Source organism: Cupriavidus agavae (assembly GCF_004217045.1).
Lineage (GTDB): Bacteria > Pseudomonadota > Gammaproteobacteria > Burkholderiales > Burkholderiaceae > Cupriavidus > Cupriavidus agavae.
Genome location: NZ_SGXM01000010.1, coordinates 77,960 through 103,331, shown reverse-complemented (window position 1 = coordinate 103,331; position 25,372 = coordinate 77,960). Strand labels below are relative to the sequence as shown.

24 protein-coding genes are annotated in these 25,372 nt (G+C 68.0%); 16 read left to right on the top strand and 8 right to left on the bottom strand.

The genetic code is table 11. The features are described from left to right. From EV147_RS23325 to EV147_RS23300, 6 genes are all read left to right on the top strand, one after another. Entirely contained in the window at nucleotides 1-1,758 is a 1,758-nt protein-coding gene (locus EV147_RS23325; protein ID WP_130393594.1) for an OmpA family protein, read from the top strand. A 6-nt stretch (nucleotides 1,759-1,764) separates the two neighbouring features. Next, nucleotides 1,765-2,250, top strand: coding sequence for an Hcp family type VI secretion system effector (locus EV147_RS23320; RefSeq protein WP_130393593.1), 486 nt, complete (start codon nucleotides 1,765-1,767; stop codon nucleotides 2,248-2,250). A gap of 130 nt (nucleotides 2,251-2,380) precedes the next feature. After that, nucleotides 2,381-5,017, top strand: coding sequence for a type VI secretion system ATPase TssH (tssH, locus tag EV147_RS23315; protein ID WP_130393592.1), 2,637 nt, complete (start codon nucleotides 2,381-2,383; stop codon nucleotides 5,015-5,017). Continuing rightward, the gene (gene tssE, locus EV147_RS23310) at nucleotides 5,017-5,448 is read left to right on the top strand and encodes a type VI secretion system baseplate subunit TssE (RefSeq protein WP_198680343.1); all 432 of its coding nucleotides are present in this window, start codon (nucleotides 5,017-5,019) and stop codon (nucleotides 5,446-5,448) included. Before tssH ends, tssE begins: the two co-directional genes overlap by 1 nt. 92 nt (nucleotides 5,449-5,540) lie before the next feature. Further along, nucleotides 5,541-6,149 carry a TetR/AcrR family transcriptional regulator gene (locus EV147_RS23305; RefSeq protein WP_130393590.1) on the top strand — a complete coding sequence of 203 codons (609 nt, stop codon included), beginning with the start codon at nucleotides 5,541-5,543 and terminating at the stop codon, nucleotides 6,147-6,149. A 101-nt stretch (nucleotides 6,150-6,250) separates the two neighbouring features. After that, nucleotides 6,251-7,498, top strand: coding sequence for a YbfB/YjiJ family MFS transporter (locus tag EV147_RS23300; RefSeq protein ID WP_130393589.1), 1,248 nt, complete (start codon nucleotides 6,251-6,253; stop codon nucleotides 7,496-7,498). 7 nt (nucleotides 7,499-7,505) lie between these two features. On the opposite strand, the gene EV147_RS23295 is transcribed toward EV147_RS23300, so the two are convergent. The 6 genes from EV147_RS23295 to EV147_RS23270 form a co-directional block, all read right to left on the bottom strand. After that, the gene (locus tag EV147_RS23295; RefSeq protein WP_130393588.1) at nucleotides 7,506-7,946 is read right to left on the bottom strand and encodes a MarR family winged helix-turn-helix transcriptional regulator; all 441 of its coding nucleotides are present in this window, start codon (nucleotides 7,944-7,946) and stop codon (nucleotides 7,506-7,508) included. 68 nt (nucleotides 7,947-8,014) lie between these two features. Further along, nucleotides 8,015-8,776 carry a DUF4410 domain-containing protein gene (locus EV147_RS23290; protein ID WP_130393587.1) on the bottom strand — a complete coding sequence of 254 codons (762 nt, stop codon included), beginning with the start codon at nucleotides 8,774-8,776 and terminating at the stop codon, nucleotides 8,015-8,017. 138 nt (nucleotides 8,777-8,914) lie between these two features. Then, nucleotides 8,915-10,222 carry an ATP-binding protein gene (locus EV147_RS23285; RefSeq protein ID WP_130393643.1) on the bottom strand — a complete coding sequence of 436 codons (1,308 nt, stop codon included), beginning with the start codon at nucleotides 10,220-10,222 and terminating at the stop codon, nucleotides 8,915-8,917. Beyond that, a complete protein-coding gene (locus EV147_RS23280) occupies nucleotides 10,222-10,935 on the bottom strand; it encodes a response regulator (protein ID WP_130393586.1) in 714 nt (237 codons plus the stop codon). The genes EV147_RS23285 and EV147_RS23280 overlap by 1 nt, the downstream gene beginning before the upstream one ends. 30 nt (nucleotides 10,936-10,965) lie before the next feature. Then, complete coding sequence (locus tag EV147_RS23275) at nucleotides 10,966-11,265, bottom strand: EF-hand domain-containing protein (protein ID WP_130393585.1); 300 nt, start codon at nucleotides 11,263-11,265, stop codon at nucleotides 10,966-10,968. Nucleotides 11,266-11,336: 71 nt separating this feature from the next. Then, on the bottom strand, nucleotides 11,337-12,215 hold the full coding sequence (locus tag EV147_RS23270) for a hypothetical protein (RefSeq protein WP_130393584.1): 879 nt from the start codon (nucleotides 12,213-12,215) through the stop codon (nucleotides 11,337-11,339). 244 nt (nucleotides 12,216-12,459) lie between these two features. Here EV147_RS23270 and EV147_RS23265 point away from each other — a divergent pair, with 244 nt between their 5' ends. Both EV147_RS23265 and EV147_RS23260 read left to right on the top strand, forming a co-directional pair. Next, nucleotides 12,460-13,413 (top strand): sterol desaturase family protein, encoded by a 954-nt coding sequence (locus EV147_RS23265; protein WP_130393583.1) that lies wholly within the window; start codon nucleotides 12,460-12,462, stop codon nucleotides 13,411-13,413. Nucleotides 13,414-13,493: 80 nt separating this feature from the next. Further along, nucleotides 13,494-14,408: a LysR family transcriptional regulator gene (locus tag EV147_RS23260; RefSeq protein WP_130393582.1), complete on the top strand. Its 915-nt coding sequence runs from the start codon at nucleotides 13,494-13,496 to the stop codon at nucleotides 14,406-14,408. Nucleotides 14,409-14,414: 6 nt separating this feature from the next. On the opposite strand, the gene EV147_RS23255 is transcribed toward EV147_RS23260, so the two are convergent. Both EV147_RS23255 and EV147_RS23250 read right to left on the bottom strand, forming a co-directional pair. Then, a complete protein-coding gene (locus tag EV147_RS23255; protein WP_130393581.1) occupies nucleotides 14,415-15,956 on the bottom strand; it encodes an MDR family MFS transporter in 1,542 nt (513 codons plus the stop codon). Between the two features lie 196 nt (nucleotides 15,957-16,152). Beyond that, a complete protein-coding gene (locus EV147_RS23250; protein WP_235844954.1) occupies nucleotides 16,153-18,060 on the bottom strand; it encodes a methyl-accepting chemotaxis protein in 1,908 nt (635 codons plus the stop codon). A 931-nt stretch (nucleotides 18,061-18,991) separates the two neighbouring features. Here EV147_RS23250 and EV147_RS23245 point away from each other — a divergent pair. The 8 genes from EV147_RS23245 to EV147_RS23210 all read left to right on the top strand — a co-directional run bounded on the left by EV147_RS23245 (nucleotide 18,992) and on the right by EV147_RS23210 (nucleotide 25,308). Then, the gene (locus EV147_RS23245; RefSeq protein WP_130393579.1) at nucleotides 18,992-19,312 is read left to right on the top strand and encodes an RNA chaperone Hfq; all 321 of its coding nucleotides are present in this window, start codon (nucleotides 18,992-18,994) and stop codon (nucleotides 19,310-19,312) included. Nucleotides 19,313-19,567: 255 nt separating this feature from the next. Continuing rightward, nucleotides 19,568-20,758, top strand: coding sequence for a FliC/FljB family flagellin (locus tag EV147_RS23240; RefSeq protein ID WP_130393578.1), 1,191 nt, complete (start codon nucleotides 19,568-19,570; stop codon nucleotides 20,756-20,758). 126 nt (nucleotides 20,759-20,884) lie between these two features. After that, on the top strand, nucleotides 20,885-21,271 hold the full coding sequence (locus tag EV147_RS23235) for a flagellar protein FlaG (RefSeq protein ID WP_130393577.1): 387 nt from the start codon (nucleotides 20,885-20,887) through the stop codon (nucleotides 21,269-21,271). A gap of 62 nt (nucleotides 21,272-21,333) precedes the next feature. Next, nucleotides 21,334-22,755 (top strand): flagellar filament capping protein FliD, encoded by a 1,422-nt coding sequence (fliD, locus tag EV147_RS23230; RefSeq protein ID WP_130393576.1) that lies wholly within the window; start codon nucleotides 21,334-21,336, stop codon nucleotides 22,753-22,755. Between the two features lie 13 nt (nucleotides 22,756-22,768). Then, nucleotides 22,769-23,218 carry a flagellar export chaperone FliS gene (gene fliS, locus EV147_RS23225; RefSeq protein ID WP_130393575.1) on the top strand — a complete coding sequence of 150 codons (450 nt, stop codon included), beginning with the start codon at nucleotides 22,769-22,771 and terminating at the stop codon, nucleotides 23,216-23,218. Nucleotides 23,219-23,220: 2 nt separating this feature from the next. After that, complete coding sequence (locus tag EV147_RS23220) at nucleotides 23,221-23,547, top strand: flagellar protein FliT (RefSeq protein WP_130393642.1); 327 nt, start codon at nucleotides 23,221-23,223, stop codon at nucleotides 23,545-23,547. 103 nt (nucleotides 23,548-23,650) lie between these two features. Beyond that, nucleotides 23,651-24,997, top strand: a complete 1,347-nt coding sequence (locus EV147_RS23215) for a flagellar hook-length control protein FliK (RefSeq protein WP_130393574.1) — start codon at nucleotides 23,651-23,653, stop codon at nucleotides 24,995-24,997. Continuing rightward, on the top strand, nucleotides 24,994-25,308 hold the full coding sequence (locus EV147_RS23210) for an EscU/YscU/HrcU family type III secretion system export apparatus switch protein (protein ID WP_130393573.1): 315 nt from the start codon (nucleotides 24,994-24,996) through the stop codon (nucleotides 25,306-25,308). Before EV147_RS23215 ends, EV147_RS23210 begins: the two co-directional genes overlap by 4 nt. Nucleotides 25,309-25,372 lie beyond the last annotated feature (64 nt).

Here is a 25,372-nt window from a genome sequence, read left to right as displayed (position 1 = left end):
GTGTCGGCCTATCCCTATCGCTCCATGCTGGCCTGGATGGCCGCGCTCTCGCTGGGCTGGCTCGCGTTGAGCTCACCGCTGGACACCACCTGGAACTGGCTGTTCGCGGGATGCGTGGTGACCGCCGTCGCGGTGGCCATCGTGCTCGTGGGGCGACGCGCCAGAGCACGGCGCGATGCCGCGGCGGCCGTGCTCGCGGCCATCGACGCGTCGCTGGCCGCCCTGCCCGGCGACATCCGCAGCAATACGGCGTTGGTGCTGGTATTGGGCGACAGCCCGGACACACTCACCCGAGCCTTTGGCGATGCCGTGGTACGGATTACCGACGCCGCAATCTGGGTGCGCATCGACGCGTCGGATCGGCTGGCCGAAGTGGCTGCCGTATTGAAGCAATGGCGGCTCGGGCAAGGCCCGGAGGCGGTCGCTTGCCTGGTCAGCGCCGATCAGGCAGAGGTGTCGTCAACCGTGTCTCCGGCCCCCTCGCCAGCCCTGTCGCCAGCGATGGCGACCACGCTGTGGCAGTGGCGATCGACGATCGGGGCCGCCAGCCGCGCGGTCGGCTACCCGCTGCCAGCCTGCCTCGCGATCCAGACGGCCGAAGCCGATGGTCCGTCCGACGACTGTCCGTGGTTCCAGATTGCCACCACGCCCCAGGGCGGAGACATGCTCGACGCGCTGGCGCTTCAGTTGGCCAGCTACGCGGCCCAGGTGCAACCAGCAGACCGCGCGGCGCGGATGTACCGCGGCGCCCGGCTGGCAGCACTGGCCCGATGGACCATCGACACGGTGCTGCCGGCACTACAGCAGGATCAGCCGGACCGCCGCCACGCGGGACCGCCGCTTTCGCTCTGGGCCTGCGCCGTCATCGCTACCGCCGGCGCGCCCGTGGCCGGTTCGCGCCTGACGATGTATGTCACACGCCAGACCAGCCTTGCCCCGCAGACCCGGGACGGACGGCGCGCCGCGTTTCCGCTGCCTGACGCGCTTGCGCGTGGCCTTGCCGTCCGGCATGCGCAGTCCGTGCTGCCTCGCGCCCTGGCCCATGGATTCGCATGGCTCTGCGTGGCGTTCTGCGCCGCAGCGGCCGCTTCGGCCTGGCAGAACCGTGCGCTCGTGGCTCGGGTCATGGCTGACATGGCGCACTACGAGACGCTGACGGTCGAGCGGGATGCGGCGCGGCGTGACGCGCTGGCGGTCCTGCGGCGCGACCGCGAGGAACTCGACCGTCATGCGCGAAACGGCGTCCCGGTTCGGCTGGCGCTTGGCTTCTATCGCGGCGGCACGCTGCGCGAGCCGCTGGCGCGGCTGATCGACGGCTACCAGCCGCCCCCACCGCCGCCGGCCACGATCGAACTCGACAGCCTGTCGCTGTTCCGCAGCGGCAGCGCCACGCTGAATCCAGGCTCCAACCGCGTGCTGATCGGTGCGCTCGACATGATCAAGGCGCATCCCGACAAGCGCGTGCTCGTGGCCGGCCACACCGACTCCACCGGCAACGCGCAGGCCAATGTCAGGCTGTCCGAGGCGCGCGCCGCATCGGTGCGGGACTGGCTCGCCGACGCCGCCGCGTTGCCGCTCACCCACTTCGCGGTGCAGGGCTATGGCGCCACGCGTCCCAAGGCTTCGAACGACACGGTGGCGGGCCGCGCGGCCAACCGCCGCGTCGAGATCACGCTTGTGCCGGACTGCCGCGACGCACGTGGCGGCGATCCGGCTACCCCTGGCCACCCGGCCTGTTCATTCCCATCGAAGGAGTAAGACACCATGGCAATTCCCGCATACATGTGGATCAAGGACGATGGCGGCGCCGATATCAAGGGCTCCGTGACCGTATCGGGCCGCGAGGGCAGCGTGGAACTGGTGGCGTTCGAACACGGCGTCAACATTCCGACCGATTCGAACACCGGCAAGCTGACCGGCACGCGCGTGCACCGGCCCATCCTGTTCACGAAGGAAACCGATGCGTCGTCGCCGTACCTCTACAAGGCCGTCACGAGCGGCCAGACGCTGAAGTCGATCGAAATCAAGTGGTACCGGATCGACGATGCCGGCAAGGAGAAGGAGTACTTCAACACCAAGCTCGAAAACGTGAAGGTGGTGGGCGTCACGCCGCGCATGCTCGACATCAAGAACCCGGCGTTCGAGAAGCACAACCACCTCGAAGACATCGAACTGCGTTACGAAAAGATCACCTGGGCTTACAAGGACGGCAACATCATCCACGCGGACAGCTGGAACGAACGCTCCTGATCCGCAGGTAGCCAACGGGCGCCCGTCTGTCGCGCGGACGTGACGGGCTGCCCGCTTCCTTCGGCTTCCCCGCTGCCTCCCTGGCCACCGCTTCCTCCCTCCTTGCCTCCCCAGCCGCTGCCGATCGCCCATGAAAGCCCGAGACTACGCACCGCTCCTCCGCCGCCTCAACGCGCATTGCGCGCATGCGCTGGCCGAAGCCGCCAGCCTCTGCGAGACGCGGGCGCACCGCGATATCGAGGTGGAGCACTGGCTCATCAAGCTGCTGGAACCCGGGGACGGCGACCTGCACGCGATCCTGCGCCGCCATGACATCGATGTCGACGCCATCTGGACCGGGCTGCTGGCCGCCATCGAACACCTGCCGCATGACCTGCGCGGCAAACCGGGGCTGTCGCCGCGCGTGGGCCAATGGCTGGAAGCCGCGTGGCTCAAGGCATCGCTGGACGCCACGGCACCTGCGGGATCGATCCGCTCCGCGCACCTGCTGGCCGCGCTGGCCGATACCCCGGGTCTGCTGCGCGCGCCCGAAGCCTGGCCGCTGCTGAGCATTCCGTCGGCACAGGTACTGCAGGAGCTTTGCGAACTCGACGGCATCTCGGGCGAGCGCGATGCCGGGCCACCCGATTCCTCGCCGTCGCTACCGGCCGCCGCCGATTACGGCGTGCTGGCACGCTTCACGACCGACCTCACTGCCAAGGCCCGCGAAGGACGCATCGACCCCGTGTTCGGCCGCGAGGTGGAAATCCGGCAGATGGTCGATATCCTCGCGCGGCGCCGCAAGAACAATCCCATCCTCGTGGGCGAGCCCGGCGTCGGCAAGACGGCGCTGGTAGAAGGGCTGGCGCTGATGATCGCCGAGGGCGACGTGCCGGCGGTGATCCGCGACGTGGCCGTGCTGACACTCGATCTCGGGCTGCTGCAAGCCGGCGCGGGGGTCAAGGGCGAGTTCGAGCAACGGCTCCGGAACGTGATCGAGGCCGTGCAGCAGTCGCCCACGCCGATCCTGCTGTTCATCGACGAGGCGCACACGCTGATCGGCGCGGGCAACAGCGCTGGCGGCGCTGACGCCGCCAACCTGCTCAAGCCGGCGCTGGCACGCGGTGAACTGCGCACCATCGCGGCTACCACGTGGTCGGAGTACAAGCGCTACTTCGAGCGCGACGCGGCGCTGGAGCGGCGCTTCCAGATGGTCAAGGTCGATGAGCCCGACGACGCGGGCGCCTGCCTGATGCTGCGTGGCCTGAAGGACCGCTATGCGCAGCACCACGGCGTGCATGTGACCGATGCCGCCGTGGCCGCGGCCGTGCGCCTCTCGCGCCGCTATCTCACGGGACGCCAGTTGCCGGACAAGGCCGTGGACCTGCTCGACACCGCAGCGGCGCGCGTGCGCATGAGCCAGCAAACCCGGCCGATTGCGCTGCGCACGTGCGAGGCCCGGCAGGCCGCGCTGCAACGCGAGCGCCAAGCGCTCGAACATGACCAGTGCGTGACCGGCACACGCCAGGGCGAGCGGCTGGCATCGATCGACGCCGAACTGGCCGTGCTGGAAAGCGAGCGGCAACGGCTGGAAGCCGCGTTCGCCATGCAGCAGTCGGCCGTCGATGAACTGGTGACACTGCGTGAACGCTGGCAGGCGGCTGACGGGCCCGAGGCACGCGCAGCGCTGGAGACGACGATCGCGGCAAGGCACGCAACCCTCGCGGTCCCCGGCGAGGCGGCGCTGGTGCACGCGGAGATCGGCGAAAGCGCGGTGGCGCAGGTGATTGCAGACTGGACCGGGGTACCGGTCGACAGCCTGCTGGCCAACGAACTGGCCACGATACTCGAACTCGAAGCCCGGCTCGGCCAGGCCGTGGTGGGCCAGGACGACGCGCTGTCCGCCATCGCCATGCGGCTGCGCGCGGCCAAGGCCGGGCTCAATGGCGAGGAATCGCCGCTCGGCGTCTTCCTGTTGACCGGACCCTCGGGCACGGGCAAGACCGAAACGGCGCGCGCGCTGGCCGACGCGATGTTCGGCGGCGATCGCTCGCTGATCACCATCAATCTGTCCGAGTATCAGGAGGCGCATACCGTCTCGCAACTCAAGGGGTCGCCGCCGGGCTATGTCGGCTATGGCGAGGGCGGTATCCTGACCGAAGCCGTGCGCCAGCGGCCCTACAGCGTGGTGCTGCTCGACGAGGTCGAGAAGGCGCACCGCGACGTACTGAGCCTGTTCTATCAGGTGTTCGACCGCGGCTTCATGCGCGACGGCGAGGGGCGCGTGATCGATTTCCGCAATACGGTCATCGTCATGACGTCGAACCTGGGAGCCGGCGAAATCCTCGCGGCCAGCGAGGCCATGGAACAGGCGGGCGGCCGGACCACGCCCGCGATGCTGATGGAGGCCATCCGGCCCCGGCTGGCGGACCATTTCCAGCCGGCCCTGCTGGCGCGCTTCCAGACCGTGGTGTTCCAGCCGCTGGGCGCCGACGCCATGGCGACGATCGTCCGAATGAAGCTCTCCAAGGTGGAGGGGCGCATCGCGCGCCGGTTCGGCGTGCCGCTGGAATGCGACGACGCGCTGGTGACGGAGCTTGCGCGGGCCTGCCTGCTGCCCGATACGGGCGCGCGCAACATCGACAGCCTGCTCGACCAGCAGATCCTGCCGGTGCTGTCACGCGAACTGCTGGTGCGTGCCGGCCGGGGCGAAGCGCCCGGCGCGATCCGCCTGTCCTTCTCCGAGGCTGACGGCATCGGCGTCGAGTTTGCGGCGGAGGGCCGCTGATGCGCGGCGGGCCGGGGCTGTTCGAGGCCGTGACGGGCTACTTTGCCGATGGCGTGGCGATTGACGAATTCGATGCGGCCACGCAGACCTTCCTTTCCGTGCGCGACAACATCCAGCGCATCCTGAACAGCCGGCGCGGCGCTCTGGCCCATTTGCCGGATTACGGTCTGGGCGATCTGTCGCGGATTTATCGGCACCTGCCGGCATCCGCCCACACGCTCAAGCGCGAGATAGAAACCACGTTGCTGCGATACGAGCCGCGCCTCAAGGCGATCGACATCGTGATCGACGCGACCGAGCCCGGCATGCTGCTGAGCTTCACGATGAGTTGCCACCTGCATCAGGCCGGGCTGGTGCGTTTCGGCACCCATTTCACGCCTGATGGCAAGACCCGCCTGACGCTGCGCCGCGCGCAGCAAGACCGGCTCTGACCCTTCCAAGAGTAGGGACATTACGTTTTGTAGCGATCGATCTATAATCGCTCGCATGGTTTCATACCGATCGATACAAAACAAGGACCGCCATGGCTCGCCCCCGGCAGTTTGATGCGCAGACGGCACTGGCCGCCGCCCAGGAAACCTTCTGGGCCAAGGGCTACCAGGCCACCTCGACCCGCGAGCTGACGCAGGCCATGGGCCTGACGCAGCCCAGCCTTTACAACGCCTTTGGCGACAAGCGCCAGTTGTTCCTGCAGGCGCTCGATGACTACCTGAACCGCTCGCTGCGCGAACGCATGCTCCGGATCGAGGCGGGCTATCCGCCTGCGCAGGCGCTGGAGCAGTTTTTCGCCGAGAGCATCGAACGTGGCGCCCGCGAACTGCCCCATCGTGGCTGCATGCTGATCAATACGGCGCTCGAAGCCTCGCCCGACGATCCCGAGATGCAGGCGGCGGTGGCCACGGAACTGGCGATGCTGCGCGATTTCTTCGCGCGGCTGGTAACCGCCGCACAGGCCGACGGCAGTATCGCTCCCAGCCATGACGCCGACGACGTCGCGTCGATGCTGCTGTCCCTGCAGGTGGGCATGCGCGTGCTGTCGCGCGTGATGCCGGACCGGGCGCTGCTGGAAGCCACGGTGCGGCCCGCGCTGGCCGTGCTGAAACTGCGCGCCACGCATCACGGACCGGGCTGAAGCCCTTCTTCCTCCGTTGAATCCCTGACACCCGACACGCGGCCCGCGCCGCGTGGGGGTGCCGCTCGTCCCGCGCAAACAGAAGAATCGAGGACCGCCCCATGTCACAAGACGCCACTGTCAACACTTCCGGCGCACCCGCCCCGGCCGCCGCTGCCGAGACGCTCGACCGCCAGGCGCTGCACGCCGCGCTGGCCGGTCTCTGCGCGAGCCTGGTCGCCATCGGCCTGGCCCGCTTTGCCTACACGCCGCTGATTCCCGCACTGATCCAGGCGCACTGGTTCAGCGCATCCGACGCCGTGATGCTCGGCGCCGCCAACTTCGCCGGTTATCTTGCCGGCGCGTTGCTGGGACGGCCACTGGCCGCGCGGATGTCGAACCGCCACGCGCTGCGCTGGCTCATGGTGGCCGCCACGGCCGCGTTCTTCGCCTGCGCGGTGCCGCTTTCGGTCGGCTGGTTCTTCTTCTGGCGCTTTCTGTCGGGGCTGGCGGGCGGCGCGATCATGGTGCTGGTTGCCACGGCCATCCTGCCGCACATCGCACCGGCACGCCGCGCGTTCGTCAGCGGACTCATCTTTCTGGGGCTGGGGCTCGGCATCGCCGCGTCCGGCACGCTGGTGCCGGAGCTGCTCCGGCTCGGCCTGCAGGCCACATGGATCGGGCTCGGTGTCGTCTCACTGGTCCTGACCGCCGCGAGCTGGCCTGGCTGGCCGGCCAGCGACACGCCGCCCGGCATGCCGGCACCGTCGGCCACCGGCCACCACGCGGCGGACGGCGCGCTGGCCGCGCACCGCAATGCGCTGCGCGTGATCTACGTCCAGTACGCGGCCAATGCGCTCGGCCTGGTGCCGGCCATGGTGCTGCTGGTCGACTACGTGGCGCGCGGGCTGGGGCAAGGCGCGTCGGTAGGTGCCGGTTATTGGGTGCTGTATGGGCTGGCCGCCATCAGCGGGCCGCTGGTGAGCAGTTGGCTCGGCGCACGTGTGGGGTACCGCATCGGCTACCGCATCGCCATGGTGCTGCAGGGGCTGGCCGTGGGCTTGCTGGCCGTGTCCCACCATACGGCGGCGTTGTGGGCGGCCACGATCGTGCTGGGCGCGTTCACGCCCGGTATCGTGCCGATGGTACTGGGGCGGCTGCAGGACATGATGCCGCACGATCCCACCGCGCAGCGCGCCGCGTGGAGCCGCGCCACCGCGTCGTTCGCACTGTTCCAGGCGCTCGGCGGCTACGGTTACGCATGGCTGTTCTCGCATACGCACGAGAACTACGCGCTGATCTTCACCTGCGGCGCCGTGGCGATGGCCGTGGCGTTCGCGGCCGACTTCGTGGTGCCGCGGCGCGGCTGAGCGGCCTCTACTCGCCGTCGGCGAACTTCTGCAGCAGCCGCAGCAGTTCACGCAACTCATCGGACGAGAAATGCCGCAGGCGATGGTTCAGCACCTGCGGCGCGATCTCGGGAATGTTGCAGGCCACGGTGCGGCCCTTGTCGGTCAGGATCAGGTGCACCACGCGCCGGTCTTCGTCGCTGCGATGGCGCTGGAGCAGGCCCTTGTTTTCGAGCTTGTCCAGCATCCGCGTCATCAGGCCGGTGTCGATGCTCAGCGCGCGGCTGATTTCGAGTGGAGTACCGACCGAACCGCTCTTCAGCGACATCAGGATACCCATCTGCTGCCCGGTGATATCGAGCGGCCGCAGCGCCGCGTCCATCTCCATCAGCAGGCTGTTGCGGGCCCGGTTCAGATGGAACCCCACACTCTGCGTCGGTTGGAAGTTCTCGCGTGTGTAGTGTTTCACGGCAATTCAGACGAATCGGAACACCTCAATGTATCTGATCCATCAATAATTGCAAAGACCGAGATCAATCAGACGCGCGATGCCGCCGCACGCTGGCCATTTAGTACCGCCGTGACCTCCCTGGCCACGGCATCGCCCACGCGGCGGGCTTCGCCGCTGACGCTGTCGCGGCTCACGCCCGTGGCGCCGTGCACGCCGGCATCGGCCGCGGCGGACACCGCCACATGGCCGGCCAGCGCACCCACGCCGGCCGTTTCGGCCATGCCGGGCAGATGGCCGCTGTCGGCGTGCGTCTCGAACAGGGCCAGCGGCACGGCCTGGCCGTTGGCGGGCTGGTAGGAGACCTGCACGGCCGCCGTCACGTCGCTCTTGCCGGCGCCGAGGCCGATCAGCAGGCGGCGGCGCTGCTTGCCTTCGTCGATGGTCTCGAAGCGGCCTTCCACGACGAGGGCATTGGCGTCGGCCGGCACCGGGCCGTCGAGGCGCACCGCGTTCAGGCCCTGGGCCTGCAACTGCTTCACGATCTCGTCGGCGGCGGCGTTACGGGCATCCTGCGAATCCTTGTCCTGGCCGCTGGCCGTGCTGCCGCTGGCCATCGCGGCAATCCTCTTCATCATGCCGGTGTCCACCTTCACGTTGGCGTCGGCGGCGTCGAAGCCGCGCACGTAGATCACGTCGGGATGGATTGCCTGGGCCGACACGGGCGGCATCGGCTCCGAGATCATCGTCGTGGCGGAGGCGCAGCCGGACATCATCATCGACGAGGCAGCCAGGGCGGCAACGGCGGTCAGCTTGAGGCGGCGCGAGAGGGTCTTGAGGGTGGCGTGCATGATCGGGTCCTTTGGGTGTGGTCTGGTTTGGCACCGGACATCGGTGCCGGGCAGGACCCAGTATTGGAGATGGCCGGGCAACAAGCCAGGCAGGAACTATGTCGGGAAATGTCACGGCCGCAGGTCGCACCCGACAGGTCAGGCGGGCAGCGAGACCACGACCTCCAGGCCGCCCCCCTGGCGGGCACGGAATGCCAGCTCGCCGCCGTGCAGGCGCGCGATGCGCTCGACGATGGCCAGCCCGAGCCCCGTGCCGCTCGACCCGCGCGTGTTGCTGCCCCGGCTGAACGGCGCGCGCAACTGTTCGAGTTCGTCGAGGCCGATGCCGCTGCCGCGATCACAGATCGCCACGTGCACGGTGCCGCCCGCCTGCCAAGTGCGCACCAGCAGGCCGGTCTTGCCGTAGTGGATGGCGTTCTGCATCAGGTTCATCAGCATCCGCAGCATGCTCGTGGGACGGTATGGCACCGGCGGCAGCGGCTGCAGGTCGAGATCGAACACATGGCCCAGGCCCGCGAAATCGGCCGCCAGCTGCCCGACCAGCGCGTTGAGGTCGCCCGGCACCGGGACCTCGCGTTCGCCGCTGCCGGCGTAGTCCATGAACTGTTGGAGAATCGTGTCGATATGGTCGAGATAGCCTTCCACCGAGGCCACGAAGGCATCGTCGGCGCCACGCGGCAGCGCCATCGCCATGGCCAGCCGCAGCTTGGTCAGCGGCGTGCGGATGTCGTGCGAGACACCCGCCAGCATCAGCGCGCGGGTTTTCTCGGCCTGCCGGAGCGCCTCGGTCATGTCGTTGAACGCCTGGCTGACCGTGGCGATCTCGGTGGGCCCGTCCACCGGCAGCGGCTCCGGCAGCTCTCCCGCGTGGATCTTGCGCGCGGCGCGTTCCAGCTCGCGCAGCGGACGGTTCAGGTGCCGCTGCAGCAGGTAGCCGGCCAGCGCCGCCAGCAGGCCAAGCCCGGCCGAGAGCCCGATGGCCGCGCTGATGCCGCTGGCCTGCGAATCGGCGGTCATCGGCAGCGCGATCCACGCCGGCGCGCCGGCCACGTGGACGCTGATCCAGAGCTTTTCGTGATCGGCACTGCCCTGCCAGCGCACCTCGGTCTCGCGCGACAGGTCGCGTCGCAGCGCGCGCATGAAGGTGTCGCGCTGCCACGTGCGGAACGGGTGCGCGGCGTCGGCGCCGGCCGGCTCGTCGGGGGGCGGCTCGAACTGGCCGCCGATGCGCGCCAGCGCAGCCCGGCCGGCCTCGGGCGGCAGACCGGCCAGCGCGCTGTCCATCAGCGCGACGTAATGGGAGAACACGCCCGCCGCGCGCTCTACGCGCGGGCGCTGCACGAAGTGCAGCAGCACGAACAGCGAGCACGCCTGCGTGACGAACACCAGCATCACGAGCAGCGCGATATTGCGCGCCAGCAGCGAGCGGGGCATGAGCGCGCGGATCATCCCTCCACGCCCGCCACGAGCATGTAGCCCACCCCCCACACGGTCTTGATGAAACGCGGCTTGGACGGGTCTTCCTCGACGATCTGGCGCAGCCGGAGGATCTGCACGTCGATGCTGCGGTCCAGCGCTTCGTGGTCGCGGCCCCGGGCGCGCGCCAGCAGGTTCTCGCGGCTGACCGCGCGATTCGGCGAGGAACCCAGCGCGTGCAGCAGCAGCATCTGGGCCGAATGCACGTCGACGGGCGCGCCGTCGCGCGTGAGCGTCTGCTTGCCCACGTCGAAGCGGAAGGCACCGAAGCTCAGCGTCTGCGTGGAAACCGTGGGATCGCCCGCCGCAATCTTCTGGCGCCGCAGCAACGCGCGCAGGCGGGCCACCAGCTCATCGGGCAGGAAAGGCTTGGCCAGGTAGTCGTCGGCCCCGGTGTCGAGGCCCACGACGCGGTCGGCCGGCTCGCCCTTGGCCGTCAGCATCAGGATCGGGATGGTCTGGCCCTCGGCGCGCAAGCGCCGGCAGATCGTCAGGCCATCCTCGGGCTCCATCATCAGGTCCAGCACGAGCACGTCGTAGGGCTCGCGCTGCAGGTAGCGGGAAAGCTGCTTGCCGTCCGCCACGGCACGCACCTGGAAGCCGTGGCCGGTCAGGAAGCGCTGCAGCATGTTGCGTAGTTCCGCCTCGTCGTCGAGGACGATGATCCGGTTCACCTGCTCCATGCGCCCCTCCAGGGTTACGGGCTTGACGCATCAACGCTGCTTCATGCGCTGCGCCATGAACACCTCGATCTGCGGCAGCGTGATGTAGCCGTGGCGCTGCGTGTCGATCTCGTCGAAATGGCGTGCCACCATCGGCATGCCGGCCTGGGCCTGCTCGCGCGTCAGCTTGCCGTCGCGCGTGGTGTTGGCGGCCGCGAAACGCGTCTCCAACTGGGTCAGCACCTGCTCGGCACGCGCCGTGCGGTCGCCGCCGCCGGCCATCGGCATGCCCTGGGCGCTGGCGCCTGCAGAAACAATACACAAGATAAGTACAGCAATCATCTTCTTCATGATGAAACTCCGTGGGTTGGCCAACCAGGTCGCTTCGACCCGGGCTGGCCGGTTGGGGGAAATTGCGGAAATCAGGCGTAGTGCGTGGGAATCCAGACGCGGCCGACCCAGTGGCCGGGCACGACCACGGGACGCGGCGCCGTGACCACGACCATCGGCAGCGGCGCCACGCGCACCGGCGGCGGTGCAATCACCACCGGCGTCACCGGCACCGGGGCCGGGACGACCACCACCGGCGGCGGGGGCGGCGGCAGCACGGCCGGCACGGGCGCCACCACGGCCACCGGTACAGGCGGCGGCACATAGACCGGCGGCACGCCCACCACGACGGTGGTGCCCGTACTGACCGTCGCGCCGTGCACGACCGTCGTGCCGCCGGTGGTCACCACGCCGGACGAGACGCGGGTCGCGCTGCCCGAGTGGTTCACGGTGCCGCCATAGCTGCCGCTGACGGTGCCGGAGCGGTCACAGGTGCCCCAGGCGCAGGACGTCGATGCCGAATGGCCGTAAGTGTTGCCGTTGCCGGCGGTCACGGTGCCGGACGAGCTGTACTGGCCTGCGCCGTCGCGGGTGACGCTGCCGCTGGTCGAGGCCGAATGGCCGTTCGATCCGGTCATGTCGCCCGAGTGGCTGCAGGTGCCGCCGGCGCAGCTCGTGCTGCCATCGTGCTGTACCGAACGGCCGTTCGGGCCCACGGCGGTGCCGCTGTTCGAGAACTGTCCCGGCGCATTGCGGGTCACGGTACCGGTGTTCGTGGCCAGCCCGCCGTAGGGGCCCACCACGCCGCCGGCGTGGCCGCAACTGCCGCCACCGCACGACATGGCGTGGCCGCCACTGTAGGTGCCGCGCGGCGTATAGGCGTTGAAGTGGCCGCCGCTCCAGGCGAACGCGGAAGCGTTGACCAGCAGGAGCAGGGAGCCGGCGGCGGCGATCAGGATTCGGTTTGCCATGATGTTTTCCTTCGAGTTCGGTTTGCTTCGGGACGCTGCGTATCGCGTCGACGGGCTGAACTCTAGGATGCGCACGCCCAACTGTCGCCCCGCGAATCATGTCGGGATATGTCACGCGGAACCGCTGACATCGGGCGACATATTTGATTGCTGGAAGCCATCCGGGCGGCCCACTACATTGGCCTCACCGACGCAGCACTGCAGCGTCACCCCGAACCGAAACGCAGAGAAAGAGAGGCAAGCCATGTTGACTACCGGAACCATCGCAAGCGCCGTGACGGCGTTCATCGTCACCGTCTCACTCGTGGAGGCCGTGATCCTGTGGCGCCGCCGCCGCGGCACGGACAACCCATACTCGTGGAAGGAAGTGTGGCTCTCGCTGGCCGACCTGGCCGGCCGCAAGCTGTCGGTGCTATTGCCTCTGTCGCTGGCCACGCCGGTATTCCACCTTGCCTGGGAGCACCGCCTGTTCACGGTGACGCTGAACAGCGCGCTGATGGTGCTGCTGCTCTTCATCGGCCAGGAGTTCTGCTACTACTGGTACCACCGCGCCTCGCACCGCATCCGCTTCTTCTGGGCCACGCACGCCGTGCACCACTCGCCGAACCAGATGAGCCTGGCCTCGGCCTACCGCCTGGGCTGGACCGGCAAGATCACCGGCAGCGCCGTGTTCTTCGCCCCGCTGGTGCTGCTGGGAGTGCGGCCCGAGGTGGTGCTGGCCACGCTGTCGGCCAACCTGCTCTACCAGTTCTGGCTCCATAACGACTGGATGCCCAAGCTCGGCTGGCTCGAATACGTGTTCAACACCCCGTCGGCCCACCGCGTGCACCATGCGTCGAATGTGGACTACCTGGACGCCAACTACGGCGGCGTGCTGATCATCTTCGACCGCCTGTTCGGCACCTATGTGGAGGAACGCGCCGACGAGCCGGTACGCTACGGCCTGGTGCACCCCACCACCACGGCCAACCCGATCGTCAACCAGTTCGAGCATTGGATCAGCCTGTTCCGCGACATGGCCAACTCCCGCAAGCCGTGGCATGCACTGGGCTACCTGACGATGCCCCCGGGCTGGGCACCCGACGGCCAGGGCACCACGACCGAGGCCCTGCGCCTGGCCCAGCAGCAGCAGCGGCGCACCGCGCAGGCCGCCGAGTCTGCCGGCGCCGCCCCCGAGGGCACGCTGCAACAGGCATGAAGGCTGTCCCGCAGGTATGACACGACAGGCCACGGTGTGCGATCATCGTGGCCTGTTCGCCTTTCCGAGCGCCTCTCCCCATGCCCGAACGCATCAGCGAAGACATCACGTTCCGCAAGCTCGAAGCGCTGCTCGCCTTCATGGAGACCGGCAACCTGGCCAAGGCCGCCGAGGCGCTCGACGTCAGCACGGTCAGCGTGCACCGCGCGCTGCATTCGCTGGAGGAGGGATTGCGCTGCACGCTGTTCCGCCACGAGGGGCGCAATCTGCTGCCCACCGAGGCCGCCCATGTGCTGGCCGACGTGGCGCGCGACGTGCTCAAGACCATGGCCGACGGGGTGCGCGTCACGCGCGAGGCCGCCGGCTATTCGGCCGACCAGCTCAAGATCGGCTCGCTCTACTCGCTCACCGTGCGCACCGTGCCGCAGGTCGTCATCGGGATCAAGATGCGCCGGCCCGACCTGCAGACGGAACTGGTGCTGGGATCCAACGCCGACCTGCTCGACAAGCTGCGCCAGGGCACCATCGACGCCACGCTGATGGGCATGCCCGAACCTACCCCGGAGATCGAGTCGATCCCGATGTTCGAGGACGATATCTTCTTTGCCGCGCCGGCCGATTCGCACTACGCCCGCATGGACGCCGTGGACCTGCGCCAGTGCCGCGACGAGCCCTTTGTCTCGCTGGGCGACGGCTTCGTGACGTCGAGCGGCTTTGCCGAGGCATTCCGGATTGCCGACTTCCACCCGAACGTGGTGATGAAGGTGGGCGACATCTTCTCGCTGATGAACCTCGTGGGCGGGGGTATTGGCTACACGCTGCTGCCAGGGCGCGTGCGCGACGTGGTGGCGCGCAACGTGGCCTTCGTGCCGCTGACGGCCGACTACGGCATGAAGCAGACCATCGGCCTGAGCTTCCTGCGCCGCCGCGAGCGCGATCCCAACCTGCTGGCGCTGGCGGCGGTCTGCCGCATGATGACGCGCGAGCCGCGCTGAGCGGTTTCAGTCGGCCGAGGCCGGCGCCGGCGCGGCGCTGCCGCGCAGCGTGGTCTCGCGCAGGCGCGCCACGAAGAACGGCGCGATCAGCGAGACCCCCGCGCTCAGCAGGAACAGCAGCCGGAACGCACGCTCCGCGGCCACGCGCACCGCTTCCGCATCGGCCTGGTCGCCACCGGCCATCACGCGCCGGAACATGCTCATCAGCACATCCTCGCCGCCCTTGAGGTCGGACACCGCCACGCCGCTGTGGCGCAGCAGCGCGATCAGCACCGTGGTCAGCACGGCCACGCCCACCGCCCCGCCCAGAAGGCGCGCGAATGCGGTCAGCGCCGTGGCGATGCCAACCTGCTGGTGCGGCACCGCGTTCTGGGTGGCCACCAGGCCCGAAGGCAGTTGCAGGCCAATTGACAACCCGAGCGTGACCATGACGATGGCGGCCAGCAGCACCGCGTGCGGCGGCGTGAAGGCCAGCGCGACGATGGCTACCGGCGCCACCAGCGAGCCGGTCATCTGCAGCGGCTTGTAGCGGCCGCTCCAGGTCATCAGCCGGCCCGAGATGTAGGCGCCGAACGGGATCGCCAGCGTCAGCGGCACCAGCCGCAGCGCGGCGGTATCGGCATGGGCGCCGCCCACCACCTGGAAGCGCAGCGGCAGCAGCACCGACATCGCAATCAGTTGGAAGAAGCACAGGAACAGCGTCAGGCAGCAGATGGCCACCGTCGGCACGGCCAGCATGTTGAGCGGGATCACCGGGTCCACGGCGCGGCGCTCCTGCCAGACGAACAGCGCCATGCCGACCAGCCCCGCCGCCAGCAGTCCGATGGTCTGCGGCTCGAACGGCGCATGGCCCTGCCCCAGCCGGGTCAGGAACACCAGCACGCCCGAGAGGCCGCCACCGAACAGCAGCGCGCCCAGGTAGTCGATGCGGTGCCTGCGGCCGCTCACCGGCAGGTGGCGCAGCGCCCGGCGCACGACCACCAGGGCCAGCAGCGCCAGCGGGATGTTGATCCAGAAGATCCAGCGCCACGACAGGAAGTGCGCCAGATAGCCGCCGATCACCGGACCGGCCATGCTCGCCACGGCCCACACGCCGCTGACATAGCCCTGGTAGCGGCCTCGCTCGCGCAGTGGCACCACGTCGGCGATGGTCGCCTGCGACACCGAGATCAGCCCGCCGCCCCCGAGGCCCTGCAGGATGCGCGCGACGATCAGCATCGGCATCGTCGTGGCCATGGCGCAGGCAATCGACGCCAGCAGGAACAGCACGATGGCGAAGGTCAGCACCGCCCGGCGGCCCAGCACGTCGGACAGCTTGCCGTAGATCGGCGTCACCACCGTGGAGGCCACGAGGTAGGCGGAAATCACCCACGCCATGTCTTCGAAGCCGTTGAGCTGCAGCGCGATGTCGGGCAGCACCACGGCCACGATCGACTGTTCGAGCGCGCCGAGCAGGATGGCCAGCATCAGGCCGAAAATGACCTGCATGACCGGCACATCGGCCGGCGGCGAATCGGGAGAAGGCTTCACGGAGGGTGCAGCGGACATGAGGTGATGGCCTGCCTGGCAGAAGATCCCGGCAGGGATCGCCGCTGGTATGAATCGGAAGAGGCGACATTTTATGCGAGCGCTGAAAAGCTCGCCTGACGGTTTCCTTTCAATCGGCCTGCATCGAGGGAAAAAAAGCGGCGCAAGGATTACCTGCGCCGCTTCCGGGGCCATCGTCTCGATCACTCCCGCCGGGTCAGAACGTCTCCCAGTCTCCGCCATCGGCCATGGCCGGCGTCGGCGCGGCGGCAGGACGCCGGCGCGGCGCCGTGGCCAGGACCGGCTCCTTGCGCTGGTGCACGACCGGCGCACGCGACGCCACAGGCTTGGCGGCCTGGCGGGCCAGCACCGGCGCGGCGTCGGCCTTGCGCTGGACCGGCGGACGCACCGCAGCGGGCACGGCGGCGGCACGCTTCGACGCGGCAGCAGGGGCGGCCTTGGCAACCGCGCGGCGAGCCGGCACCGCCACTGCGGGAGCCCGGGGCGCCGGCAGTGCGCGTGCCGCCGGTGCAGCGGTGAGCGCGGCAACCGGCGTGGGGGCGCGGCGCGGGGCTTCGGCGGTGCCCTGCGCCAGTTCGAACCGGCCGGCCTCGTCCACCAGGCCGCTGGCCTGCTGGAGCAGGCTCTCGGCGGCGGCACTGGCCTCTTCCACGAGCGCGGCATTCTGCTGCGTGACCGATTCCATCTGCGTGATGGCCAGGCTGACTTGTTCGATGCCGGCGGTCTGCTCCTCGCTGGCGGCCGTGATCTCGCCCATGATGTCGGTCACGCGGCGCACGGCACCGACGATATCGTCCATGGTCTTGCCCGCCACTTCCACCTGCTTCGCGCCGTCCTGCACCTGGCGCACCGAGCCGTTGATCAGTTCGCCGATTTCCTTGGCGGCCGACGACGAGCGCTGGGCCAGGCTGCGAACCTCGGCAGCCACGACACTGAAGCCACGGCCCTGCTCGCCGGCACGGGCCGCTTCCACCGCGGCGTTCAGCGCCAGGATGTTGGTCTGGAAGGCGATGCCTTCGATCACGCCAATGATTTCCGCCACGCGCGCCGACGACTTGGAGATACCGTCCATCGTGTCCACCACGCTGCGCACCACGCGGCCGCCCTCGGTGGCCACGTCCGACGCGTTGACCGCCAGCTGGTTGGCCTGGCGCGCGTTCTCGGCATTCTGGCGTACGGTGGACGTCAGTTGCTCCATCGAGGCAGCGGTCTGTTCGAGCGACGCCGCCTGTTCCTCGGTGCGCTGCGAGAGGTCGCTGTTGCCGCTGGCGATCTCGCGAGCGGCGGTGTCGATCGACCCGGCCGCCTGCTGAATGCCGCGCACCAGGGTGCCAAGTTGGCCGAAGGCGCGTTCCAGCGCGCCGAGCATGCGGCCCATCTCGTCCTCGGTGCGGATGTCGATGGCATGGCCGAGCTGGCCCTGGGCCAGCGCCTCGGCGGCGTCGAGCGCCTGGCCGGCCGGGCGCGTGACCGAGCGCGCCAGCGCCACACCGAGCAGCGTGGCGATGATGGCGGCCACCACCGACAGGCCGATCAGCAGGTTGCGCGTGAAGACATACTGTCCGCTCGCGGCGTCCACGGCATCGGTTGCCAGCTTGCGGCCGATATCGGCAAAGGCGTCGAGCTTTTCGAAATAGGCGTTCTGCGCGGCCGGCAGCGTCACCACCAGCGCGGTGCGCGCGGCCGGGAAGTCGCCGGCGCGCAACTGGCCCAGCACCTGGTCGAGCTGCTGGTTGTAGGCGGCACGCACCTGCACCAGCGCCTCGAACCCGCCGATCGACTGCGCATTTGACGAACCTTGCAGGGCCTTGCCCAGCGCGTCGAGCGTGGCGCCGATCTGCTCGCGCAGCTTGACGATCTTCTCGGCATTCTGGGCGGCCAGTGCGGCATCCTCGGTCAGCGCGGCGTCGCGCAGCATGACACTGACCGTCAGCGTGCGCTCCTTGACCAGCTTCAGGTCCATCACGCGGATCAGGCGCAGCTCCACTGCCTCGTGGAGCACTTCGTTCATCACGCCCAGCGATCGCACCCCCAGCGCGGCCACCGCCCCGAGCAGCAGCACCACCACACAGAACGCCAGCGCCATCCGAGCGCCAATTCCCATCTTTCGCAAGCCCATCGCCTTACCCTTTTTGTCCGGTGTTGTTTGGTCGAGTCGAGCGGCATCCACCCGTGTCCGGGCGTCGCACAGGCCGGCTATCGGCGCGGATTTCGGGGGGCTTTAGCGAAAAAATGAATTGGGGGGAAAAGTCACCGCTCTTTCACAAATTGGCGGTGCGGACGGTGGCGTCTAATCTCATCCGTGCACTCCGATCCGCTGGAAACCGGCGGGCGCTGCAAGCCAGGGGACCGGCCGGCAGCGAAGGACGCGGGCTCAAAAAAAAGAAGCCCACGCGCGGGGTGCTCGTAGGCTTTCAGGACTGCTTTGCAAAAAGGAGCCGGCTGTACCCGGCCCGAATCCGGAATATAAACCCGCTTACATGAGGTGTAAATCGCGCTTCTATCAGGGTTTACCCATGTAGCGGGTGTAGTACAACCGGCACATGTATGCCAAAAGTGACGATATTGATCATATTTGGCCTTGTCGGTAGATAACGGACGATTGCCGGAAACCTTTAGCCGGCGCGGGTTTCAGGATGCGTCGACCGGCCCGGAAGCGCACGAATCAAAAAAGTGCTACATCAACCACAAAGTGCGCGCAACGAAATTAATAGAGAGATTCCTCTATACGTCGCGACCGCAACGATTCGTCAATGGTTGTAAAACTTTGTTACTCTCCGGCCTGAAGTATTCCCCTTCTCTCCTGGCATCGCCCGCATCGCTCGCGGGCTGGGCAGCGTCCTCCACTCGACCGAAGTACCTGCCCTTTCATGTGATTCATGATCGACATCAAGCCAGCGTCGAGAGCGAATGTTTCAAGTCTCGCCGCAAGCCGGCTGCCATCAACGTCACTTTTAGTGCGACATCCACCAAGGCAGCCGAACATGGGGCCGTTGTCAGCCGCCAGAACCCGCACGGGCTCTTCCGGAGAAGTTGTGAAGAAGGAAATCAAGGCTCCCCGCACCAGTCGCAAGCTGCAGCAGATGCAGTTCGCCGCGCACAGCGCCAGCCGCCTCGCAGTCATCGTCCACCTGTCGAACGGCACGCGGCTGAACGGCGTCGTCCTGGCGTCGGACAACTACATGATCCTGCTGGGCCGCAACGAGACGGATGCCACCCCCACGCTGATCTACAAGCGCGCGATCACGGTGGTCACGCCGGCACACGCGCCCGAGCAGGCCACGGATGTGCTGGATTCGGAGGCCGCGCCGGGTTTCGTCAAGCTCTACATCCCGCGCACCCGCAAGCGCCGCTGACCGCCGCGCGGCAGCCCCGGGCGCCGGCCACCGCACCTATATATATAGTGGCGCCCGGCAGCATGGCGGGGCGCCCCCAAACCCGGGCCATGGCCCAAAGCGCTACGCCCGCAACTCCCGCAAAAGTCACTCTAAAGTCTTCTCCCCATAGGTCGATAACCTTTGCAACGGAGGCACTCTACGCCCTGCAACGCAGGCAGCCAACGTTACGGCAACTGCCGGAATGCCTAAAACATTGCAAATAGGAGTCGTACCATGGCGCAAGTCATCAACACCAACATTCTGTCGCTGCAAACGCAGAGCAACCTGAACACGTCGCAATCGTCGCTGAACACCGCGATCCAACGTCTGTCGTCGGGTCTGCGCATCAACAGCGCCAAGGACGATGCAGCTGGCCAGGCCATCGCCAACCGCTTCACGGCAAACATCAAGGGCCTGACGCAAGCTTCGCGTAACGCCAACGACGGCATCTCGATCGCTCAAACGACCGAAGGCGCGCTGAGCGAAGTCAACAACAACCTGCAACGTATCCGTGAACTGGGCGTGCAGGCTTCGAACGGCACGAACTCGGGTTCGGACCTGAAGTCGATCCAGGACGAAATCAAGCAACGTCTGTCGGAAATCGACCGCGTGTCGGCCCAGACCCAGTTCAACGGCGTGAAGGTCCTGGCCAAGGATCAGAACATGTCGATCCAGGTTGGCGCCAACGACAGCGAAACCATCAGCATCGCGCTGAAGGAAATCACCTCGAAGACCCTGGGCGTTGCTGGCTTCAGCGTTGCCGGCCCGCAAGGCGCAACGGCTTCGATCGGTTCCGCAGCCGCTCAAACGGCTCTGGGTTCCGCTTCCCCGGTGACGGCTGCTTCGGCAACCGGCGTGGTCGCTGCTGACATCCAGCGCGCCCTGGGCCTGAACACGTCGGCTGCCGTGAACTCGCAGAGCGTGGTTGCCGATTCGAAGGGCAACTGGTTCGTGCAAGTGAGCATGACCGGCCTGACCGCCGCCGACAACGACGCCCTGGCTGCCAAGGGCTTCGCCGGCAACGGTACCGCCACGTCGACGACGATGTACATCGCCGTCAAGCCGACCGACGGCTCGGTCAACGGTTCGACCGTTGGCTTCACGCTGAAGGGTGGCTCGCTGCAGGCTTCGGACTTCCAGCAAACCGCCACGACCGACCCGCTGAAGACGCTGGACACGGCCCTGGCATCGGTTGACAACCTGCGTTCGAGCCTCGGTGCTGTGCAAAACCGCTTCGAGTCCACGATCAACAACCTGAGCACGACGATCAACAACCTGTCGGCTTCGCGTTCGCGCATCGAAGACGCTGACTACGCAACGGAAGTGTCGAACATGACCCGCGCGCAGATCCTGCAACAAGCTGGTACCTCGGTGCTGGCACAAGCCAACTCGACCACGCAAAACGTGATGTCGCTGCTGCGTTAATCGTAGCGCCGCAAGAAGGCCGGGCCGCAAGGTCCGGCTTTTTTGCCGGAGTGTTTCGCAGGCGGACCGCCGCCTGCAAAGCATTTCACCTTATCGCTGATCCTGCCCTACCGGACGGAGCCGACCATGGCGTTTTCCTCACCCGTTTCGCTGACGGCGGCACGCGTCACCGCCGACTTCGCGCAACCCGCCGCCGCCCAGGCCATGCCTGCCGCGGCGTCTTCGGCCGTCCCGGCCGCCTACGGCGTGCCGTCCCGCGAAGACGCCACCGCGCAGCTGCCGCCGGGAACGTCCGCCGACATGGCCGCCGCGGTGGGCGAACTGGTGGACGTGCTCAAGACCACCTCGATCGGCGTACGGTTCGAGATCGACCAGGACACCAACCGCGTGATCACCAAGGTGGTGGACAAGGAAACCGGCGAGCTGATCCGTCAGCTGCCGAGCGAAGAGGTGCTGCGCTTCGCGCGCGTCATCGACAAGCTCCAGGGGCTGTTCGTCAGCCAGAAGGCCTGACCGCGCGGGCGGTCATATCTCAAGCCCAAGTCAGTTGAAGTCATAACAACAGGTAAAAGAACATGGCACTCTCCTCCATTGGCGTCGGATCGAACCTCAACCTCGCCGATCTGCTCGACAGTCTCGAAACCAACGAGAAGGTCCAGCTCACCGCGATCGACAACCAGGCCAAGAGCTTCCAGGCCAAGCTGTCGGGCTATGGCACCATCAAGAGCGTGCTCGACGCCTACTCGGCCGCCGCCAAGACGCTGTCCACCGCCTCGACGTTCGCCGCCGTGAAGCCCTACGTGGCCACCGAGAGCGTGCTGACCGCTGCCGCCAACTCGAACGCGGTGGCCGGCACCTACACCATCAACGTTACCTCGGTGGCCGCGGCGCAGAGCCTGGTCTCGAAGGGCGTGGCCGACCAGAAAGCCGGCATCGGCGGCGGCACCATCAACATCGACTTCGGGCCGGACCTCGCCACTGGTGGCGCCCCGACCTCCAGCAAGACCGTGACGCTGGGTTCGGATACCTCGCTGGAAGGCATCCGCGACGCGATCAACAAGGCCGACGTGGGTGTCACCGCCAGCCTGGTCAACGATGGCAGCGGCACGCCGTATCACCTGGTGCTGACCTCGGAGAAGACCGGCACGAAGTCGCAGATGAAGATCAGCGCCAGCGATGCCGCCGTGGGCGACGTCGTCAACTTCGACCCGACCCAGGCCACCCAGCCGAACGGCCTGAAGGAAGTCGTCAAGGCCGCCGACGCCAAGATGACCGTCAACAGCATCGACATCGTCAGCCAGAGCAACACGATCGAGGAAGCTGCGCAGGGACTGACGCTGACGGTCAAGTCGACGGGCACCACGACGATGGCCGTGACGCGCGACGACACCGCGATCACCGCCGCCGTGAACGGCTTCGTCACCGCCTACAACAACGTGCTGTCCGCCGCCAAGACGCTGACCGCCTACGACACCGACGCCGGCACCAAGGCCGCGCTCAACGGCGACAGCACGCTGCGCAACATCCTGGCCAGCATGCGCTCGATGCTGAACACGTCGATCCCCAACGGCGCCGGCGGCAGCAACACGCTGTCGGACCTCGGCATCGAATTCAACGTCACCACCGAGAACGCCGGCCGCCTGGAAGTGGACGACGACAAGCTCAAGAAGGTGCTGTCCAGCAATTTCAAGGACCTGACCTCGTTCTTCACGGGCGCCAACGGTGCCACGGGCATGGGCAAGACCATCACCGACTACGTGGACGGCCTGAACGCCACGGGCGGTGCGCTGGACGCGGTGACCGATGGCGTGACCGATACCCTCAAGCAGCTGGAAGACAAGTACACCGCCACCTCGGACCGCATTGACGTGGTGATGCAACGCTATCGCGACCAGTTCACGCAGCTTGACCTGCTGGTGGCGAAGCTGAACAACACCAAGACGTACCTGACGCAGCAATTCGCCGCGTTGAACGGTTCGGGCAGCAGCAGCAAGTAACGGAGAGGTTGCCATGTTCGCGCGCCAAGGAATCAACGCCTATGCCCAGGTCGGCGTCCAGACCGGGGTCATGAGTGCCAGCCCGCACAAGCTGATCGTGATGCTGTACGACGGCGCGCGCTCGGCCATTGCAAAGGCCAAGTTCCACCTGGAGAACAACGAGCTGGAAGCGCGCGGCAACGCAATCTCGAAGGCGATCAACATCATCGACAACGGGCTGCGCGCGGTGCTCGATCACGAGGCGGGCGGCGAAATCTCCGCCAACCTCGAGGCGCTTTACGAATACATGACGCGTCGCCTGATGCTGGCGAACCTGCACAGCGACGCCGAACTGCTGAACGAAGTGGACGCCCTGCTCGAGAATCTGTCCTCGGCCTGGGCCGCGATCGATCCGGCAGCTCCCGCCGAGGCCATGCAGGCGTCGCAGGCGGGAGACGCTCAACCCGTCCTGCAGGACTCATGATGATGTTTGCCATGTCACCCATCGTTAGAAGCTATGAAGAGCTTCTGGTGCTGTCCGAGCAGATGTTCGAGGCAGCCCGCGCGTCAAACTGGGATGCGCTGACCGATCTGCAGAAGGTCTATATGGCCGAAGTGGAGCGCCTGCGCCTGCTGGACCACAGCGCACCATTCGCGGACGCCGAGCGCCTGCGCCGCTTCCAGCTGCTGGAACGGATCCTGGCGTACGATGCCCGGATCCGCGACCTGACCAACCCGCGCCTGGCCGAACTGGGCGCGCTGCTGAACAACTCGCGCCGCCAGCTCGAACTCTCGAACGCCTACGGCGCCTGAGCGCCTTATACTGCCTGCCCCCGCTTTTCGCGCGGCAGGCACGGGCGTTCTCCTTTGCGTCCTGCGTCCGCCGACCATCGCCGCCCTTCGCCCATAAGCGCCCATGACCGGCATCCAGATTCCCGCCGCGCTGATTCCGCATCAGTCTCCGGACCCGCAACTGTCCAGGCCCGCACTCGCCGTCGACAAGCTCGCCGCGCTGATGCCGGTGCAGGATGTGTCGCAGGGCGACGTGCAGTCGTCCACGGGCGAGACGGTACAGGCCCGCCAGCCCAATCCATTGCTGCCGGGCGCGGTCGACCCGCGCCTGGGCGGGCGCAACCTGTCCACGCGCGAGACGCTGAGCTTTGCCGCCCGGGCCATCCTCGACCTGTTCGACGATGCCGAGCCGCAACCGCTGCGCGGCGGCACACCGCTGACATCGGCGCCTCCGGCCGGCGCCGACGGCACCGCCACGCTCTCCACGGCGCTGGCGAAGCTGGTGGACCAGAGCGGGATGTTCTATGAATCGCACCTGGCGCAGTGGGTCAACGGCCAGCGGCCGCTGTCGTCGCTGCTGCAGGAGCCCCAGGCCGCGCTGCGCCATCCGGCACCGTCCCCCGCGCAGCAGGGCCAGCCGGCAGCGCAACCGGGGCAATCCGCCCCCGCGCCTGCCGCGCTGCTGCCTTATGCCGGCCCGGCCGCTCCGCCCACCACCGCGCCGCCCAGCGCCACGCTGCTGGCCGAGCTGACGCGCCCGGCGATCTATCCGCTGTCCACCGGCGTGCCTGCCAGTCCGGCCGCGCCGCATCAACGTCCCGGCGAAGCGGCGGGCCAGCCCGGCAATGGCGCGCCATCGCCGGGAGCCACGCCTCAGACGCCCGCCGCCGAGCAGCGCCGCGCGGCACACGCCAGCGCCGCCGCGCATGCCTACCAGGTGACGGCCGAGGTGTCGCACGAAGGCCACCACGTGGCCCAGGCGCAGCGGGCGGCCATCGTCGCCGCCTGGAACGCGCCGGAGAGCGCAACCCTCGCGCCGCCGCCCGATACTGGCCCGCCCATCCATCCGGCGAGCGAAGGCGCGGTGCGCCAGCAGCTGGAACTGCTCGCCACGCAGCAGTTCCGTGCCACCATCGACGCCTGGCCCGGCATGCCCGTGGACTGGGAGATCACGCGCGAACAACCGCGCGAGCACGACGCCCACGCGGGCGGCACCGAGGCCGCCAGCTGGAGCACCCGGCTGCGCCTGAACCTGCCGCAGCTGGGCAGCGTCGACGCGGTGCTCACGCTCGGCGCGCACGGCATCGAGGCGCGGCTGCTGGCCGACAGCCCCGATACCGCGGCGCGGCTGACCGGGGGCCGGGCCGATTTCCGCGCCCAGCTCGAAGCGCGGGGCCTTGCCCTGCTCAACATGAACGTATCGATCCAGGACGGCCCCGCCGCCCCGGATACCGCCGCCCTGCCAGCATGAGCGCCAGCCAACCCGACCGCGGCGCGGCCGTCGCACTCTCCTACCTGGCCGATGACAAGGCGCCCCGCGTGGTGGCCAAGGGCTACGGCATGTCCGCCGAAGCCATCATCGCCCGCGCCCGCGAAGCTGGCGTCTACGTGCACGGCTCCCCGGCGCTGGTCAACCTGCTGATGCAGGTGAACCTTGACAGCCAGATTCCTCCGCAACTCTACGTGGCAGTGGCGGAACTGCTGGCCTGGCTGCACCGGATGGAAGCGGGCGGCGAATCGCCCGCGCTGCTGTCGCAGCCCGCCGCCACGCGTCCCGCCTGACGCCGCGGCGCGGGATCTGCGCCCGGCAGGTGCCGCGCATGCCACAACGCGCCACGCCGCGCCG